General features: G+C 62.8%; 15 protein-coding genes. 9 read left to right on the forward strand and 6 right to left on the reverse strand.

The window, feature by feature from the left end; genetic code table 11:
- Positions 1-24 precede the first annotated feature (24 nt).
- The 5 genes from NKI67_RS21285 to NKI67_RS21305 all read left to right on the forward strand — a co-directional run bounded on the left by NKI67_RS21285 (position 25) and on the right by NKI67_RS21305 (position 4,471).
- On the forward strand, positions 25-606 hold the full coding sequence (locus NKI67_RS21285) for a cob(I)yrinic acid a,c-diamide adenosyltransferase (RefSeq protein WP_023677949.1): 582 nt from the start codon (positions 25-27) through the stop codon (positions 604-606).
- A gap of 25 nt (positions 607-631) precedes the next feature.
- On the forward strand, positions 632-1,435 hold the full coding sequence (locus tag NKI67_RS21290) for a rhomboid family intramembrane serine protease (protein ID WP_352570548.1): 804 nt from the start codon (positions 632-634) through the stop codon (positions 1,433-1,435).
- A 208-nt stretch (positions 1,436-1,643) separates the two neighbouring features.
- A complete protein-coding gene (locus NKI67_RS21295; RefSeq protein ID WP_023677947.1) occupies positions 1,644-2,393 on the forward strand; it encodes an electron transfer flavoprotein subunit beta/FixA family protein in 750 nt (249 codons plus the stop codon).
- A 155-nt stretch (positions 2,394-2,548) separates the two neighbouring features.
- Positions 2,549-3,478: an electron transfer flavoprotein subunit alpha/FixB family protein gene (locus tag NKI67_RS21300; protein ID WP_023677946.1), complete on the forward strand. Its 930-nt coding sequence runs from the start codon at positions 2,549-2,551 to the stop codon at positions 3,476-3,478.
- Positions 3,479-3,592: 114 nt separating this feature from the next.
- Positions 3,593-4,471 carry a 3-hydroxybutyryl-CoA dehydrogenase gene (locus tag NKI67_RS21305; protein WP_352570549.1) on the forward strand — a complete coding sequence of 293 codons (879 nt, stop codon included), beginning with the start codon at positions 3,593-3,595 and terminating at the stop codon, positions 4,469-4,471.
- A gap of 8 nt (positions 4,472-4,479) precedes the next feature.
- Here NKI67_RS21305 and NKI67_RS21310 read toward each other — a convergent pair whose 3' ends face one another.
- Both NKI67_RS21310 and NKI67_RS21315 read right to left on the reverse strand, forming a co-directional pair.
- The gene (locus tag NKI67_RS21310) at positions 4,480-5,118 is read right to left on the reverse strand and encodes an NrsF family protein (RefSeq protein WP_352646653.1); all 639 of its coding nucleotides are present in this window, start codon (positions 5,116-5,118) and stop codon (positions 4,480-4,482) included.
- Position 5,119: 1 nt separating this feature from the next.
- Positions 5,120-5,662: a sigma-70 family RNA polymerase sigma factor gene (locus tag NKI67_RS21315; protein ID WP_352570551.1), complete on the reverse strand. Its 543-nt coding sequence runs from the start codon at positions 5,660-5,662 to the stop codon at positions 5,120-5,122.
- A gap of 202 nt (positions 5,663-5,864) precedes the next feature.
- On the opposite strand from NKI67_RS21315, the gene NKI67_RS21320 reads away from it, so the two are divergent.
- The 3 genes from NKI67_RS21320 (at position 5,865) to NKI67_RS21330 (ending at position 9,704) form a co-directional block, all read left to right on the forward strand.
- A complete protein-coding gene (locus tag NKI67_RS21320) occupies positions 5,865-6,872 on the forward strand; it encodes an iron ABC transporter substrate-binding protein (protein ID WP_352577252.1) in 1,008 nt (335 codons plus the stop codon).
- Between the two features lie 169 nt (positions 6,873-7,041).
- Positions 7,042-8,625 (forward strand): ABC transporter permease, encoded by a 1,584-nt coding sequence (locus tag NKI67_RS21325; protein ID WP_352570552.1) that lies wholly within the window; start codon positions 7,042-7,044, stop codon positions 8,623-8,625.
- Positions 8,622-9,704 carry an ABC transporter ATP-binding protein gene (locus tag NKI67_RS21330; protein WP_352570553.1) on the forward strand — a complete coding sequence of 361 codons (1,083 nt, stop codon included), beginning with the start codon at positions 8,622-8,624 and terminating at the stop codon, positions 9,702-9,704. Before NKI67_RS21325 ends, NKI67_RS21330 begins: the two co-directional genes overlap by 4 nt.
- 22 nt (positions 9,705-9,726) lie before the next feature.
- Here NKI67_RS21330 and ugpC read toward each other — a convergent pair whose 3' ends face one another.
- From ugpC to ugpB, 4 genes are all read right to left on the reverse strand, one after another.
- On the reverse strand, positions 9,727-10,794 hold the full coding sequence (gene ugpC / locus NKI67_RS21335) for a sn-glycerol-3-phosphate ABC transporter ATP-binding protein UgpC (protein ID WP_352452447.1): 1,068 nt from the start codon (positions 10,792-10,794) through the stop codon (positions 9,727-9,729).
- A gap of 7 nt (positions 10,795-10,801) precedes the next feature.
- The gene (gene ugpE / locus NKI67_RS21340) at positions 10,802-11,650 is read right to left on the reverse strand and encodes a sn-glycerol-3-phosphate ABC transporter permease UgpE (protein WP_352570555.1); all 849 of its coding nucleotides are present in this window, start codon (positions 11,648-11,650) and stop codon (positions 10,802-10,804) included.
- Between the two features lie 8 nt (positions 11,651-11,658).
- Positions 11,659-12,543, reverse strand: a complete 885-nt coding sequence (gene ugpA / locus NKI67_RS21345) for a sn-glycerol-3-phosphate ABC transporter permease UgpA (protein WP_023677936.1) — start codon at positions 12,541-12,543, stop codon at positions 11,659-11,661.
- An 81-nt stretch (positions 12,544-12,624) separates the two neighbouring features.
- Positions 12,625-13,935 (reverse strand): sn-glycerol-3-phosphate ABC transporter substrate-binding protein UgpB, encoded by a 1,311-nt coding sequence (ugpB, locus tag NKI67_RS21350; protein WP_352570556.1) that lies wholly within the window; start codon positions 13,933-13,935, stop codon positions 12,625-12,627.
- A 298-nt stretch (positions 13,936-14,233) separates the two neighbouring features.
- Here ugpB and NKI67_RS21355 point away from each other — a divergent pair, with 298 nt between their 5' ends.
- Positions 14,234-16,666, forward strand: coding sequence for a bifunctional diguanylate cyclase/phosphodiesterase (locus tag NKI67_RS21355; protein ID WP_352646656.1), 2,433 nt, complete (start codon positions 14,234-14,236; stop codon positions 16,664-16,666).
- The last annotated feature ends 1 nt before the right edge of the window (position 16,667 follow it).

Here is a 16,667-nt window from a genome sequence, read left to right on the forward strand (position 1 = left end):
CAGCCACCAGCCGGGAGGTAACCCGTGGTCAAGCTCAACAAGATCTACACCCGCACTGGCGACGATGGCACCACAGGCCTCGGCTCTGGCGAGCGGCGGCTGAAATCCGACCTTCGCATCGACGCCTACGGCACGGTCGACGAGGCCAATGCCTGCATCGGCATGGCCCGCATTCATACCGCGGCAGTAAATCCGGCGATCGATGCGATGCTCGGCCGCATCCAGAACGACCTTTTCGACCTCGGCGCCGATCTGGCAGTCCCCGATAATGGCAAGCCGCTCGACTACGAGCCGTTGCGCATCATCGCCTCGCAGACCGACCGCATCGAACAGGATATCGATCTCCTCAACAAGGACCTTGAGCCGCTCAAATCCTTCGTGCTCAACGGCGGTACGCCGGCAGCGGCTGCCCTTCACCTCGCCCGCACGGTGGCCCGCCGCGCCGAGCGCATCATGGTGGCGCTGTCGCAAGACCCGGACGAGCACGTCAACCGCGAGGCGATAAGATACATCAACCGTGTCTCGGACTTTCTGTTCGTCGCCGCACGCGCGGTCAATGACAACGGAAATGCCGACGTGCTATGGGTTCCCGGCAAGAACCGCTGAATCCGCCGGAAGCGGGAGAGGCCCGATGTTCATCCCGCTTTACGACACCAACCGGCTGCGGCACATCAAGCTGCAATATGTGACGATCAGCCTGATCGCGCTCAACGTGCTGATCTACTTTGTCACCACACTGGGCGGCGAGGATTTCGCCAACGCCGCGGTGCTGGGCCTCGGTTTCATCCCGTCGGTTGTGCATGACAGCGTCGAGCTCGCTCCGCAATTTGTCGTCATTCCGGAGAGCCTGAGCTATCTGACCTATTCCTTCCTGCACGCGGATATCTTCCACCTCGGCGGCAACATGCTGTTCCTGTGGGTGTTCGGCGACAATGTCGAGGATGCACTCGGCCATGTCCGCTACCTCGTCTTCTACCTGCTTTGCGCCATCGCCGGCGCTTTCTTCCAGGGTCTGGTTGCCTGGGATTCGCCGGTGCCGCTGATTGGCGCGTCGGGCGCCATCGCCGGTGTGGTCGCCGCCTATCTGATCCTTTATCCGCGGGTGAAGGTATGGGTGCTGGTCTTCGCGCGCATCCCGTTGCGCATCCCGGCCTTCATCCCGCTGATCCTGTGGATCCTGTTCCAGATCTTCATGTTCGCCCAGGGGGGCGAGGATCAGGTTTCCTGGGCCTGCCATATCGGCGGCATCATCGCTGGAGCCGTGCTGGTGCTTGTCTTGCGCAGCCGCGGCGTACCGCTACTCGCCGGCGCAGACGAGGAGCCGGCCGTGGTCGCCGGTCCGGTGCCCGTAGCCGTGGAGCCGGCGCCAAGCGACCCACAACCTGCGCAGCCGGCGCCGCGCTGGGGCCGGGGGACCGTTTCCGGTCCGGACTGAACCGATTTGAGTGCTTCGCCGAGGATCCGAGTGCGCCCCGGATATTGACGCGCGGGGTCGCCGCAACTACGGAAGCGCCACCCTACTGGCGTGGCGAAGACCAGAATTCCGTCCGGAATGTCGGCTTTCGACAACTCTGAAGAGGTGCACGCTGCTATAGCGCGCCCGACGAGCGTGAAGAGACTATCGTGAAAGAGGTGACAGGCAAATGAAGATCCTTGTGCCCGTGAAGCGGGTTGTGGATGCGAACGTCAAGGTCCGGGTTAAGGCGGACGGTTCGGCGGTGGAACTCGCCAACGTCAAGATGGCGATGAACCCGTTCGACGAGATCGCGGTCGAAGAGGCGATCCGGCTGAAGGAAGCTGGCAAGGCCGAAGAGATCATCGTCGTGTCGATCGGGCCGCAGCAGGCACAGGAGACCTTGCGCACGGCGCTCGCCATGGGCGCCGACCGCGCCATCCTGGTCAAGACCGACGAGCAGACTGAGCCGCTGGGCGTCGCCAAGGTGCTGAAGGGCGTCGTCGAGGCAGAACAGCCCGGCCTTGTCATTCTCGGCAAGCAGGCGATCGACGACGATTCCAACCAGACCGGCCAGATGCTGGCCGCACTTCTCGGCTGGGCGCAGGGCACCTTCGCCTCCAAGATCGTGCTCGACGGTGACAAGGCCACGGTGACGCGCGAGGTCGATGGCGGCCTGCAGACGCTGGAACTGAAGATGCCGGCGATCGTCACGGCCGATTTGCGGCTGAACCAGCCACGCTACGCGTCTCTGCCCAACATCATGAAGGCCAAGAAGAAGCCGCTCGACGAGAAGAGCCCTGCCGATTACGGCGCCGACGTCAAGCCGCGGCTTAAAGTGATCAAGACCGAGGAGCCGGGCGGCCGCAAGGCGGGCGTCAAGGTCAAGAGCGTCGCCGAACTGGTAGACAAGCTGAAGAACGAAGCCGGCGTGCTCTAAGGAAATCCGATGAGGCCGGCCTGCAAACGGCCGGTTTCTCCGCTTCCGGTGCTCACGTACTGAAGTACGCTCCGCTCCGGTTCTCGAAACCAACCGTTTTCGACTCGGCCTGACCGGATTTCAGGAGCCTCGAAGACGAAAGTCAGGAAAACATCATGGCTATTCTTCTGATTGCCGAACACGACAACGCTGCGCTTTCCGACCAGACCGCCAAGGCGCTTTCGGCGGCGCTGCAGATCGGTTCGGACGTGCATGTGCTGGTTGCCGGCAAAGGTGCCAAGCCGGCAGCGGATGCCGCCGCCAAGCTCAAGGGCGTCACCAAGGTGCTGCTCGCCGACGCCGACGAACTGACCGAGCGTCTCGCCGAACCGCTGGCGGCACTCGTCGTTTCGCTTGCTGAGCCATACGAGACGATCATCGCGCCGGCGACCTCGTCGGGCAAGAACGTCGCGCCCCGCGTGGCAGCGCTGCTCGATGTCGCCCAGATATCTGAAATCATCGAAGTCGTGTCGCCCGACACCTTCAAGCGGCCGATCTATGCCGGCAACGCCATCCAGACGGTGCAGTCCAGTGACGCCAAGAAGGTCATCACGGTGCGTACCGCTTCCTTCCAGGCAGCACCCGAGGGCGGTTCCGCGCCGGTCGAGACGGTCCAGGCGGCGGCCAATCCCGGCCTGTCGAGCTTTGTCGAGAACAAGCTCTCCGAGACCGACCGTCCGGAGCTGACCTCGGCCAAGATCATCATCTCGGGCGGCCGTGCGCTGGGCTCCTCCGAGAAGTTCCAGGAGGTCATCCTGCCGGTCGCCGACAAGCTCGGTGCGGCGGTTGGCGCATCTCGCGCCGCCGTCGATGCCGGCTATGCGCCGAACGACTGGCAGGTCGGCCAGACCGGCAAGGTGGTAGCGCCCGACCTTTATATTGCCGTCGGCATCTCCGGTGCCATCCAGCACCTTGCCGGCATGAAGGATTCGAAGGTGATCGTTGCCATCAACAAGGACGAGGAAGCGCCGATCTTCCAGGTCGCCGACTACGGTCTCGTCGGCGATCTCTTCGTCATTCTGCCGGAACTGCAAAAGGCGCTTTGACGCCTTCTGCCAAAGCGTATTAAATTCTGAGGGGTGGGGTAGACGAAGTCGCCCCGCCCTTTTAGTTTGCACTGCACAAAAAACGGGCCGCAAAGGCCTCGACGGGATCGGGTAATGAGCAAGATCGAGACGATCGGCATCATCGGCGCGGGCCAGATGGGTGGCGGCATCGCCCATGTGTCGGCGCTGGCGGGCTATAAGGTGCTGGTTTACGATATTTCGCCCGACCGCATCGAAAAGGGCATCGCTACGATCAGCGGCAACATGGCCCGTCAGGTCGGCTCCGGCAAACTCGAGGAAAAGCTGCGCAATGAGGCGATGGCGCGCATTTCGGCGGCACCGGTCATGGCCGACCTTGCGGGCGCCGATCTGGTGATCGAAGCAGCGACCGAGGACGAGACGGTCAAGCGCAAGATTTATGCCCAGCTCTGCCCGCAGCTCAACCCCGAGGCCATCCTGGCGACGAACACATCATCGATCTCGATCACACGGCTGGCTTCGCAGACCGACCGGCCGGAACGCTTCATCGGCATACATTTCATGAATCCGGTTCCGGTGATGAAACTGGTCGAACTGGTGCGCGGCATCGCCACCGAGGACCAGACCTTCGAGGCGGCAAAAACCTACGTGAAGCAGCTCGACAAGACGATCACCGTCTCGGAGGATTTCCCGGCCTTCATCGTCAACCGCATCCTGCTGCCGATGATCAACGAGGCGATCTACACGCTCTATGAAGGTGTCGGCTCGGTCGACGCCATCGATACCGCCATGAAGCTCGGCGCCAACCATCCGATGGGGCCGCTGCAGCTTGCCGATTTCATCGGGCTCGATACCTGCCTGTCGATCATGCAGGTGCTGCATGACGGGCTGTCGGATTCGAAATACCGCCCCTGCCCGCTGCTGGTCAAATATGTCGAGGCCGGCTGGCTCGGCCGCAAGACCGGGCGCGGCTTCTACGACTATCGCGGCGAGCATCCCGTTCCGACACGCTGATCGCCTCGCTACCAGCGCACATAAAGTCGTCCGCCGAGCGCCCCGAGCACGGCAAGGATGGCGACCGCGATCGTATACCAGGTGCCGACGAAAAGCGGCGAATCGTCGAAGCAATGCGCCGCATAGAAGGTCGCCGCCAGCCCGCCGGCAAGCAGGCCCGCGGCCGCACCGGCAAGCACCGGCCTTGTCGGCGCGCCATGGCGCAGCACCGCGAGAAAGACGGCAAGCGGGCCGATCCCGATCAACGGAATGAAGGTCATGCAGATGACCATGTTCGTGCCGACCAGGCGCGTGCCCCAGTCGGACGCAGGCACGGCGAAGAGTTCGAGAATCACAGCCACAATCACCAGCAGCGGCGCGGCGACCATCCAGCTCACCGCCCGGCCGGTCGATGCACCGGGCGTCGACAGCCCACGCACCAGGACAAAGGCGCTGGCGGCAAGAGCAATCGTGAAGACGAATTTGGACAGGAACCGCATCGTGTGCATGGCGATCGCAATGTCGGGGCGCGGGCCAATCGTCAGCCAGAAAACCGCGGCCGCGATCACGATGGCCACGCCGGAGGCAAGCCACCAGGCGGTGCCTAGCGGCAGCGCCTTGCTGCGGGCATCGGCGTCGAGCGCCTTGATGAGATCTTCGGTCCTCATGTTATTCCCGCCCCGCCCTGAACCGTTTGGCAATGGCGGCAAGCCCGCGGTGCAGTGACACCCGCACAGCCGTCTCGCTGATGCCGAATTTGGCCGCGGTCTCACCGATTGACCGGCCTTCGACCGATACGGCCGAGACGACGGAACGCTGTGCCGGCGACAGGCTGTCGAGCGCCCGGTTGATGTCGCGCTCGCTCACCGTCTCCGATTCCGGCTCGGCAAAGGTCTCGGCGATTTCGTCGATCTCGATCTCGATCCGCCGACCGCGCCGCCGGAACGCATCGATCAGCTTGAAGCGGGCTATTGCATAGACCCAAGGCAGCACCGGCGCATCATGGCGCCAGGTGTGTCGTTTCACATGAATGGCCAGCAAGGTTTCCTGCACGACATCCTCGGGATCCACCCCGCCCTGCACGATCTTGCGCCGGGCAAAGCCACGAACGAGCGCGGCGATCCGGTGCAGAAAGTCGGCATAGGCCCTTTCGTCTCCGGCGATCGCGGCCCGCAGCAGGCGTGAAAGCTCGGCTTCGTCCTTGCCGCTCACAAGAGTTCACTCCCCGATATTCGCGTCTCGGCGCTGATTTGTTACGGGGCCGGCGAAATAATGTCCAAGGCAAATTAGCTGAGCATCACGAAAGTTTGCTCCTTTTGAGCGATTGAGTGGGCCAGCAATGTTGACTGCACCAGTCAGGTATTGGTAGGTGCAGCGTGCCAAGCCAAAGACCATCGAAATCGAGGACGACGCCATGAAATATGCTCTTTCCGCCCTTGCCGGTGCGACAGCACTTGCAATCAGCCTGATCGCCGGCCCGGCAATAGCAGAGGACGAGGGCATCGTCGTCTACAACGCCCAGCACGAAAACCTGACCAAGGCCTGGGCGGAGGGATTCACCAAGGAAACCGGCATCAAGGTTACCGTCCGCAATGGCGGCGACAGCGATTTCTCCAATCAGATCGTTGCGGAAGGCACCGCTTCGCCCGCCGATGTATTCCTGACGGAGAATTCGCCGGCCATGGCATTAGTCGAGGCGGCCGGCCTGTTCGCACCGGTCGGCACCGAGACGCTGGCCCAGGTTCCGCAGGAGTACCAGCCGGCGAGCGGCAAATGGGTCGGCGTCGCCGCGCGCAGCACCGTCTTTGCCTACAACAAGACCAAGCTGAGCGCCGACCAGCTGCCCAAATCGCTGCTCGATCTCGCCGATCCGAGCTGGAAGGGCCGCTGGGCCGCTTCGCCCTCCGGCGCCGATTTCCAGGCGATCGTCAGCGCGCTTCTGCAGCTCAAGGGTGAGGCGGCGACGGCCGAATGGCTGAAGGCGATGAAGGAGAATTTTACCGCCTATAAGGGCAACAGCACGGTGATGAAGGCGGTCAATGCCGGCGAGGTCGAAGGCGGCGTGATCTATCACTATTACTACTACGGCGATCAGGCCAAGACCGGCGAGAACAGCAAGAACGTCGAGTTGCACTATTTCAAGCATCAGGATCCCGGTGCTTTCGTCTCGATTTCCGGCGGCGGCGTGCTGGCCTCGAGCAAGCACCCGAAGGAAGCGCAGGCTTTCCTGAAATGGGTCACCGGCAATGGCGGCCAGGACGTGCTGAAAACAGGCGATTCGTTCGAATACGCAGTCGGCAAGGGCGCCGAGTCCAATCCGAAGCTGGTGCCGCTGGCCGATCTGCAGGCGCCGAAAGTCGACCCGACGACGCTGAACTCGAAAAAGGTGACCGACCTGATGACGGCGGCCGGCTTGCTTTAGCCGGCGTTCGTCCTAAAAGGGCAACCGACTGCGCTCCTGTGGGAATTCGCTTTCCACAGGAGCGCTCTGTTTTCAAGATGGCATTTGCCTATGACCACAAGCTACCCGCGAGATTATCCGCCGCCGATCGTTTCCGCCTCCGGGCGGAGCTGGCGCAACGTCTGATCTGATGCAATCCGCGATCGATCTCGCACGCCCAGGCTTGCCGGCCGACGCCAAGGCCGTGCGGGCACGTCGTTGGTCGGTCTCATGGATTGCGTTGGCTGCCGTCTTTGTCTCGCTTTTCGCGCTGCTGCCGCTTGCCTTCATCGTCTGGGTGGCGGTGCAGACCGGCTGGGAAACGGTGGCGGCGCTGGTGTTCAGGCCGCGCGTCGGCGAACTTCTGGTCAACACCAGCCTGCTTGTGGTGTTGGCGGTGCCGATCTCGATCGTGCTGTCGGTCATGCTGGCCTGGCTGACCGAGCGCAGCGATCTGCCGGGTGCCCGCCTATGGGCCTGGCTGTCGGTGGCGCCGCTCGCCATTCCGGCCTTCGTCCACAGTTACGCCTGGGTCACCATGGTGCCCAGACTGCACGGCCTGTGGGCCGGCGTGCTTGTGTCGGTCATCGCCTATTTCCCCTTCCTTTATCTGCCGGTGGCGGCGGCATTGCGCCGGCTCGATCCCGCTCTCGAGGATGCAGCGGCAGCCCTTGGTCTCGGCCCGTGGCGTGTGTTCAGGCGTGTCGTGCTGCCGCAGCTCCGGCTCGCCATTTGCGGCGGCTCCCTGCTGGTCGGCCTGCATCTCCTGGCCGAATACGGGCTCTATGTCTTCATCCGCTTCGACACCTTCACCACCGCGATCGTCGACCAGTTTCAGTCGACCTTCAACGGTCCCGCCGCCAACATGCTGGCCGGCGTGCTGGTGACCTGCTGCCTTGTGCTGCTCGGGCTGGAGGTGCTGGTGCGCGGCGAGGAGCGCTATGCCCGCGTCGGTTCGGGTGCTGCGCGCCAGCAGCAGCGCACGGGCCTTGGGCGCGCCACCATTCCTTGCCTGCTGCTGCCTGCCATTACCACGCTGCTGGCGCTCGGCGTGCCGTTCGCCACTATCGGCCGCTGGCTCATGGCCGGCGGCGCCGATGTCTGGCGGCTCGACGAGATCGGCCTGGCGCTTGGCCAAACGCTGTTCCTAGCAATTGCCGGCGCGCTGCTCGCCACCGTCGCGGCAATGCCGATGGCGTGGATTTCGATCCGCGCGCCGGGGCGGCTGCAACGCGTCCTGGAGGGCTGCAACTATATCGTCGGCGCGTTGCCCGGCGTTGTCATCGCCCTGGCGCTGGTCACCATCGCCGTGCGTATCGCCATGCCGCTCTACCAGACCCTGTTCACCATCCTGGTCGCCTATGCGCTGATGTTCCTGCCGCGCGCCCTGATTAGCCTCAGGGCGTCGATCGCACAGGCGCCGGTCGAGCTCGAACGCGCCGCCTCCAGCCTCGGCCGGTCGCCGCTCAAGGCGCTGTGGTCGACGACCATCCGCCTGTCGGCGCCGGGCGCCGCAGCCGGCATGGCGTTGGTCGCGCTGGGTATCATGAACGAATTGACCGCAACCCAGATGCTGGCGCCCAACGGCACCCGCACGCTGGCCATGGCGTTCTGGTCCTATAGCGGCGAGATCGACTATGCGTCGGCGGCGCCTTATGCCCTGATCATGGTGGCGATGTCGCTGCCTTTGACCTGGTTGCTCTACGTCCAGTCGAAGCGGATGGCCGGGCGATGAGCTTTCTCGAGCTGAGCGGCATCCACAAGCACTACGGGCCGGTCGCAGCACTTGCCGGCGTCGACCTCAGCGTGGCCAGCGGCAGCCGTACGGCTGTCGTCGGGCCGTCCGGTTGCGGCAAGACCACCTTGCTGCGGCTGATCGCCGGCTTCGAGGCGCCGGACCAGGGCCGCATCGTGCTTGATGGCGAGGTGCTGGCCGAAGGCGACACGGCCGTGCCGGCGCATCGCCGCGGCATCGGGCTGGTGGCGCAGGACGGCGCTCTATTCCCGCATCTGAGCATCGCCGCCAATATCGGCTTCGGCATGGGGCGTCACGAGGAAAAGCGCAGTGAGCGCATCGCCGAGCTCGCCTATGTCGTCGGGCTGGACAAAGGTATCCTGAAGCGCCGTCCGCACGAACTCTCCGGTGGCCAGCAGCAGCGCGTCGCGCTCGCCCGCGCCATGGCCATGAAGCCGCGGCTGATGCTGCTCGACGAGCCGTTCTCGGCGCTCGACACCGGCCTGCGCGCCTCGATGCGCAAGGCCGTGGCCGAGCTCCTTGAAACCGCCGGCATCACCACCATCCTGGTCACCCACGACCAGGCCGAGGCGCTGTCATTCGCCAGCCAGGTCGCGGTGATGCGCGACGGCAAATTCTCGCAGGTCGGCACGCCGCGCGAGCTCTATTTCAAGCCGAAGGACAGGATGGTCGCCGAGTTCCTTGGCGACGCCATCGTCCTGCCGGCAAGGATCGCCGATGGCTTCGCCATCTCGCCGCTCGGCCGCATCGCTGTCGACAGCTCGGAGCGGCGCGACGTCGCCCGCATCATGCTGCGGCCGGAGCAGGTGTTGCTGAAACGCACATCGCGTGAAGGCATGTCCGGCACGCCGGACATGCTGTTCGGCGAGGTGACGGAATCGGAGTTCGCCGGCTCGATGTGCACCATCGCGGTGCGTCTGTTGAACAGCCCCGATCCGCCCGACGCCGCCGCCATCGGCAATACGCCGTTGATCCTGCGCAAGCCGGGCATGGACGCGCCGGCGATCGGCGAGATCGTCCGGCTGACCGTGTCGGGCAAGGCGCATGTGTTTGCCTGAACGGTTTTGCGCAAGGCCGACTTCAATCGACCCGTTTGCCCGCCTGATCGAACCAATGCAGCTTTTCGGACCTAGCCACGACGCGCAATTGGTCGCCTGGCTTGGCGCTGGCGCGGCCTGAGACGCGCACCACGATGCGGCTGCCGGCTGCCACGCAATGGAGAAAGCTTTCGGCACCGACCGGTTCGACCGCTTCCACTGTTGCCGGCAGCGCGAGCGCGCCGGCCGGCGCCTCTGCCGCGAAGGTGATATCGGCGTCCTCCGGACGAAAGCCTAGTGTCACTGCCTTGCCCTGTCGAGGCGCCAAGCCAATCACAGTACCGTCCGCCAATACCGAGCTTGGGGAGGCCCCTGTGAGCGCCAGCAGATTCATCGGCGGTGCGCCTATGAACGAAGCGACGAAGGTCGAGGCCGGTTTCTCGTACACATCAAGCGGCGCGCCGGTCTGCTCGACCAGGCCGGCGTTCATGACGACGAGGATGTCGGCCAGCGTCATCGCCTCAAGCTGGTCGTGCGTGACATAAACCGAGGTGACGCCAAGCGAGCGCTGCAGATTCTTGATCTCGATGCGCATCTGCCCGCGCAATTTCGCATCGAGGTTGGACAGCGGTTCGTCGAACAGGAAGACCTTCGGGTTGCGCACGATGGCGCGACCCATGGCGACGCGCTGGCGCTGACCGCCGGAAAGCTCGCGCGGGCGCCGGTCGAGCAGCGCCGAAAGCTCCAGCACCTTGGCAGTCGAGCGTACCCTGCTGTCGATCTCGTCATTCGGCGTGCCGCGGTTGCGCAGGCCATAGGCCATGTTGTCATAGACCTTCATATGTGGGTAGAGCGCGTAGTTCTGGAACACCATGGCGATGTCGCGCTCGGTCGGGCCAATGGCGTTGACCACCTTGCCGTCGATGGCGACTGTACCGGCAGAAATCGTCTCCAGCCCGGCGATCATCCTCAGCAGCGTAGACTTGCCGCAGCCGGAGGGGCCGACCAGCACGCAAAGCTCCTTGTCGGGAATGGCGATGGAAACGCCCTTCACGGCCTCGACGCCGCTGGGATAGATTTTCCTGACATCCTTCAGATCCACGGTCGCCATCGGCTTCTCACTTTTCGGATTCGACCAGACCGCGCACGAACCAGCGTTGCATCAGCACGACCACCAGGATCGGCGGCACGATGGCCAGCATTGCCGTGACCATCACCAGGTGCCATTGGGTGTCGGCATCGGCGAAGGAAACCATCTTTCTCAGCGCGATGACGATGGTATTCATGTCGTTGCTGTTGGTGACGAGCAGCGGCCAAAGATACTGCGTCCAGCCATAGATGAAGAGGATCACGAACAGCGCGGCGATGTTTGTCCGCGACAGCGGCACCAGAATATCGAAAAAGAAGCGCCATGGCCCGGCACCGTCGACACGCGCCGCCTCGACCAATTCGCCCGGTATGGTCATGAAGAACTGGCGAAACAGCAGCGTTGCGGTGGCTGAGGCGATCAGCGGGACGATCAGGCCGGCATAGGTGTCGATCATGCCGAGATCGACCATCACCTTGTAGGTCGGCAGGATGCGCACCTCGACTGGAAGCATCAAGGTGATGAAGATCAGCCAGAAGAAGGTCATGCGCAGCGGAAAGCGAAAGAACACGATCGCGTAGGCCGACAGGATCGAGATGAAGATCTTTCCCACCGCAACGCCGAGCGCCATGATCGTGGTGTTGAGGAGCAGCCTGCCGACGCTGACCCCGCCGATACGACCGATGCCGCCGAACAGCGCCTCGCTGTAATTGTTCCATAGCTGGCCGCCGGGCAAGAGCGGCAGGGGCGGCCTGAGGATCGTTTGCAGCGTGTGCGTCGAGGCAACGAAGGTGTAGTAGATCGGAAAAGCCACGATCAATATGCCGAGGATGAGCACGGCATGGGCGATGAAGGTGCGGAGCGGGGACTGGCCGATCATCGCTACCCTCAGCCGTAATGGACTTTGCGTTCCACATAGCGGAACTGGATCGCTGTGAGCGCAATGACGATGGCCATCAGGATGACCGACTGCGCCGCCGAATCGCCCAGGATCAGATTGACGAAGCCGTCATTGTAGACCTTGTAGACCAGCGTCTCGGTCGTCTTGCCCGGCCCGCCGCCGGTGACGGCATGAACGATGCCGAACGTGTCGAACAGGGCATAGACGGTGTTGACGACCAGCAGGAAAAAGGTTGTCGGCGCAAGCAGCGGGAAGACGATGGTCCAGAAGCGCTTGGTTTCGCCGGCGCCGTCCATGGCCGCCGCTTCGATCAGCGTTTTCGGCACCGCCTGCAGGCCGGCGACGAAGAACAGGAAGTTGTAGCTGATCTGCTTCCAGGCAGCAGCCGACACCAGCAGGATCATGGCGTGGGTGCCGTTGAGCAGCGGGTCCCATACGATGCCGAGGCTTCTCAGCAAATAGGCCAACGAGCCGATCGAGGGATTGAACAGGAAAAGCCAAAGCATGCCGGCAATCGCCGGCGCCACGGCGTAAGGCCATATCAGCAGTGTGCGGTAGAGGCCTTTGCCGCGCACGGCCTTCTCGGCCATGACCGCGAGCAGCAGGGCCACAACCATGGCAACGATCGCGGTCGCAAGAGAGAACACTACTGTGACCTTGATCGAGTTGAGGTAGGCCGGATCGGCCAGCACCTTCCGGAAATTGGCAAACCAGACGAACCTGCTCTTCAGCCCGAACGGGTCTTGCCTGAGCATCGACTGGTAAAGCGCCTGACCGGCCGGCCAGTAGAAGAAAACCAGGGTGATGGCGAGTTGTGGCGCCACCAGCAGGTAGGGCAGGATCTTGTTGGGAAAGACGACGCGTGGAGACAGGCTGATTTCCCTCGCTATCCAGGTATCGCCCACGCTAGCTCGCGTGGGCGATATTCCAACCGACTAACCGAGATAATCCCGTCAGTTCTCCAGCGCTTCCTTGATCGCCGCGTTGCCGCGCGCAACCGCATTGTCGAGTGCCTGCTGGGCGGTTTGCTGGCCGGCCAGCATCTTCTCCAGCTCCTCGTTCTGGATATCGCGCACCTGCGGCAGATTCGGCAGGCGCACGCCCTTCGAATTGTCGGTCGGCGACTTGCCGATCATCTGCAGGATGGGTGTCTCGCGGCCGGGGTTCTTGTCATAGAAGCCTGATTTCTTCGTCGCCTCATACGCGGCGAGCGTCACAGGCAGGTATCCCGACTTCTGGTGCAGATATTCCTGCACATCGGTCTTGGACAGATAGGCAAAGAAGGCGGCGACACCCTTGTATTCCTCGTCCGACTTGTTGCCGAACACCCAGAGGCTGGCACCGCCCGGCGTCGTGTTCTGCGGGGCACCCTTGGCGTCACTGTCGTAAGGAAGCTGGCCGATGCCATAGTTCATGCCGGACTTGACGATATCGCCGAGGCCGCCCGACGATTCGGTGAAGATGCCGCATTCGCCGGCGAGGAATATCTGCTTGGCTTCGGAGGTGCGTCCGCCATATTTGAATGTGCCGTCCTTGGCCAGGTCAGCGAGCGCCTGGAAGTGGTTGACGAAAATCGGCGCATTGATCTTGAGTTCGACATCACCGCCGGCCAGGCCATTCTGCTGGGTGGCCCAAGGCACGTCATTCCACCCCGCGAAATTCTCCAGGTGGATCCAGGTCAGCCAGGTCGAGGTATAGCCGCAAGGGGAGGCGCCGCTCGTCTTGATCTTCTTGGCAGCTTCCCACACCTCGTTCCACGTCTTGGGCGGATTGTTCACGTCGAGGCCTGCCTTCTGGAAGATGTCCTTGTTGTAGTAGAGGATCGGCGAGGAAGAGTTGTAGGGGAACGATAGCATGGTGCCGTCCGGCTTCGAATAATAGCCGACGATGCCGGGCAGATACTGGCTCTTGTCGAAAGTCATCCCGGCGCCGGTCATCACATCGGCCACCGGCTTTATCGCACCCTCGGCCGCCATCATCACGCCGGTGCCGACGTCGAACACCTGGAGGATATCGGGCGCTTGCCCGGCACGAAAGGCAGCGATGCCGGCATTCAGCGTCTCCGGATAGGTGCCCTTGAACACCGGAACGAGCTCATAGTCGCTCTGGCTGGCGTTGAAATCCTTGGAGATCTTGGCGACGACCTCGGCGTTGGCGCCGGTCATGGCGTGCCACCAGCTGATCTGCGTGACGGCGAAGGCGGAGGTGGTGGAAAGCAGGGTCACGGTCGCGGCGATACCGGCCGCAAAGCCGAAGAACTTCATGTTTCATCTCCCGTTTGTCATTCGCGAAAGGGGCACTTCCGCAAAGCCAATATGTGGCGCTGATGACAATCGGACAACGGTTTTATTGCGGATCAATGAACATCATTCCTTCCTAAAGTGCACTCGCTACCGAAACCGGGCGCCAGAAATCACATCACCGTCTTTTCGGCGCAGCGGCGCGTCGGTTTTCCCCCGAAAAGACCCGCCTCATGGCCCGCGGGTTAACCATTCGTTAAAATCTCCAAGAGCTAATCAGTCACACCTCCCCTGTTAGTTTTGGCAGACCGAGTGAACCAGGATGCTGACGGTCTATAATTGTATTGTAAGTCAGCACGATCCGAGACTGGTTGCGCTCGCCGCACTCGTCTGTGGAATTTCTTGCTTCTCAGCGGTTAATCTCCTTAAGCATGTCGGCCGATCGACCGAGCGAAACCGGCTTGTCTGGCTGATGATCGCCGCGGCCTCGACCGGGTTCGGCATATGGGCGACGCATTTCATCGCCATGACCGCGTTTACGCCGGGAATCCCGAACGCATACAATCCGGGATTATCCGCCTTTTCGCTTGCCGCCGCCGTTATCATGACCGCGCTTGGGATGTGGGTCGCCACCTTGCGCCGCGGCATCGACCATTTCCTCGTCGGTGGCGCCATTCTGGGCGGCGCCATCGCGACGATGCACTACATCGGCATGGCAGCTTTCGAGGTCGAAGGCCGGGTCGTATGGAACCTGCTCCTTGTCGCGATATCGCTTCTGGCCGGCGTGACCCTCGCGGCACTGGCGCTCCTTGTCGTCTTGCGCCGTCCGTCAGCGCTCGCGACTTTCGGCGGCGCCGCGCTTTTGACGCTGGCGATTTGCAGCTTGCATTTCATCGCGATGGCCGCGGTGTCGATCATTCCGGACTCCTCGATTGAAATATCCGAACATTCCATCGAGCCCATTTCCCAGGCCTTTGCCGCAGCGGTCGCCAGCCTGATAATCCTTGTGCTATCGGGTGCCGCGCTATGGATCGACCTGCGCTTTCGCCGCCAGAAGCTCGAGGCCGATCGCATGCACGATCTCGCCAATGCGGCGGTGGAAGGTCTGATCGTTTGCGATGGCACCCGCATTGTCAGCGCCAATGACAGTATGGCGAAGCTGACCGGAACAGCGACAGCCACCCTGAACACGATGCAATTCGGCGAGCTTTTCGACGGACAGAGCGCAGCCGATATGTCCGGCTTCGGCGAACAGGCGCAGGAAGCGAAGTTAAGAGGCAGCGACGGGGCGAGAATTCCTGTCGAGCTGATCGCCAGGAAAATAACCTACTGCGGCAGGCCTCATACGGTGCTTGCCGTTCGCGACATCCGTGAGCGCAAGAAGGCAGAACAAGAGATCCTCCGCCTCGCGCATTTCGATCCGCTTACCGGGCTTGCCAATCGGCGGAGCTTTTCTTCCCGGCTGGAAGCAGAATTCGCCTCGATGGATCGTGGCGGCAAGGATGGACATCTGGCGCTCCTGCTGCTTGACCTTGACCGGTTCAAGCAAGTCAACGACCTCTATGGCCACGGGGCCGGCGATGCTATGCTGCAGAAGCTGGCGCACTGCATTTCCGGCATCCCGCGCCACGGACAGATGCTCGCGCGTCTCGGCGGCGATGAATTTGCCATCATAGCTCCGAACCTCCCCGACCCCCTGGCCGCAGGCCGGATAGCCGAGGACTTGCTGGCGGCGATCCGGGAGGAAAACAGGGTTTCGGTCGGCTCCGGCCTCGTCTCGGCCAGCATCGGCATCGCCTTCTTTCCGCTGGATGCCGAAGACCAGGCCGGCCTGATCAGCCATGCCGACACGGCACTCCATCGCGCCAAAACCGAAGGCAGGGACACTTATCGGTTTTTCGAGATAGCCATGGGCACCGCGGCCCGCGACAAGCGCGTGATGGAGCATGAATTGCGCCAGGCGATCGCCCGCAAGGAGTTCCACCTCGTCTATCAGCCGCAGAAGGAGATCCGCGGCGGCAGGATGATCGGCTTCGAAGCCCTGGTCCGTTGGCAGCACCCTGAGCGGGGTGACATTTCTCCGGCCGTTTTCATCCCCGTGGCCGAGGACAGTGGCGCTATCGCGCAGATAGGCGACTGGGTGCTGACGACGGCTTGTAACGATGCTGCTCGCTGGACAAACCCGCTGATGGTCGCCGTCAACGTCTCCGCCGTGCAACTTCACAATCCGAACTTCAGCCGCAAGGTGCACGACGCATTGACGAGATCCGGCCTGGCCCCCGGCAGGCTCGAACTGGAGATCACCGAAACGGCCCTGGTGAAGGACATGCCGCGCGCGCTGGCAACCTTGAGGCAGGTCAAGGCGCTTGGCGTGCATGTGGCGATGGACGATTTTGGCACCGGCTATTCTTCGCTGTCCAACCTCAGCGCCTTTCCCTTCGACAAGATCAAGATCGACGGGTCGTTCATCAAATCGGTCGACAAGAACGCCCAGTTCGCGGCGATCGTTCGCGCCGTGCTGGGGCTTGGACGCGGTCTCGGCCTACCGGTTCTGGCAGAAGGTATCGAGACGCCGGGTGAATTGCAGTTCCTGGACGCCGAGGCTTGCGAGATCGGGCAAGGCTACTACCTCGGCAAACCGGCTCCGATCGAGACATTCGGGGAACTGACGGGCGTGGCCTCTCCGGCAATCCGCACCGCCAGCCGACGCGGCGCAAGCATTGCCGTGCTCAAGCCGCGCCTGCGCACGGTCTGAG

The sequence above is a fragment of the Mesorhizobium sp. M0408 genome, from assembly GCF_040321495.1.
Classification (GTDB): domain Bacteria; phylum Pseudomonadota; class Alphaproteobacteria; order Rhizobiales; family Rhizobiaceae; genus Mesorhizobium.

Excerpts from the sequence above, each read along its gene's own strand:
- NKI67_RS21290 (WP_352570548.1), top strand. The coding sequence starts at position 632 with ATGTTCATCCCGCTTTACGACACCAACCGGCTGCGGCACATCAAGCTG.
- NKI67_RS21295 (WP_023677947.1), top strand. The coding sequence starts at position 1,644 with ATGAAGATCCTTGTGCCCGTGAAGCGGGTTGTGGATGCGAACGTCAAG.
- NKI67_RS21300 (WP_023677946.1), top strand. The coding sequence starts at position 2,549 with ATGGCTATTCTTCTGATTGCCGAACACGACAACGCTGCGCTTTCCGAC.
- NKI67_RS21305 (WP_352570549.1), top strand. The coding sequence starts at position 3,593 with ATGAGCAAGATCGAGACGATCGGCATCATCGGCGCGGGCCAGATGGGT.
- NKI67_RS21310 (WP_352646653.1), bottom strand. The coding sequence starts at position 5,118 with ATGAGGACCGAAGATCTCATCAAGGCGCTCGACGCCGATGCCCGCAGC.
- NKI67_RS21320 (WP_352577252.1), top strand. The coding sequence starts at position 5,865 with ATGAAATATGCTCTTTCCGCCCTTGCCGGTGCGACAGCACTTGCAATC.
- NKI67_RS21325 (WP_352570552.1), top strand. The coding sequence starts at position 7,042 with ATGCAATCCGCGATCGATCTCGCACGCCCAGGCTTGCCGGCCGACGCC.
- NKI67_RS21330 (WP_352570553.1), top strand. The coding sequence starts at position 8,622 with ATGAGCTTTCTCGAGCTGAGCGGCATCCACAAGCACTACGGGCCGGTC.
- ugpC (WP_352452447.1), bottom strand. The coding sequence starts at position 10,794 with ATGGCGACCGTGGATCTGAAGGATGTCAGGAAAATCTATCCCAGCGGC.
- ugpE (WP_352570555.1), bottom strand. The coding sequence starts at position 11,650 with ATGATCGGCCAGTCCCCGCTCCGCACCTTCATCGCCCATGCCGTGCTC.
- ugpB (WP_352570556.1), bottom strand. The coding sequence starts at position 13,935 with ATGAAGTTCTTCGGCTTTGCGGCCGGTATCGCCGCGACCGTGACCCTG.
- NKI67_RS21355 (WP_352646656.1), top strand. The coding sequence starts at position 14,234 with ATGCTGACGGTCTATAATTGTATTGTAAGTCAGCACGATCCGAGACTG.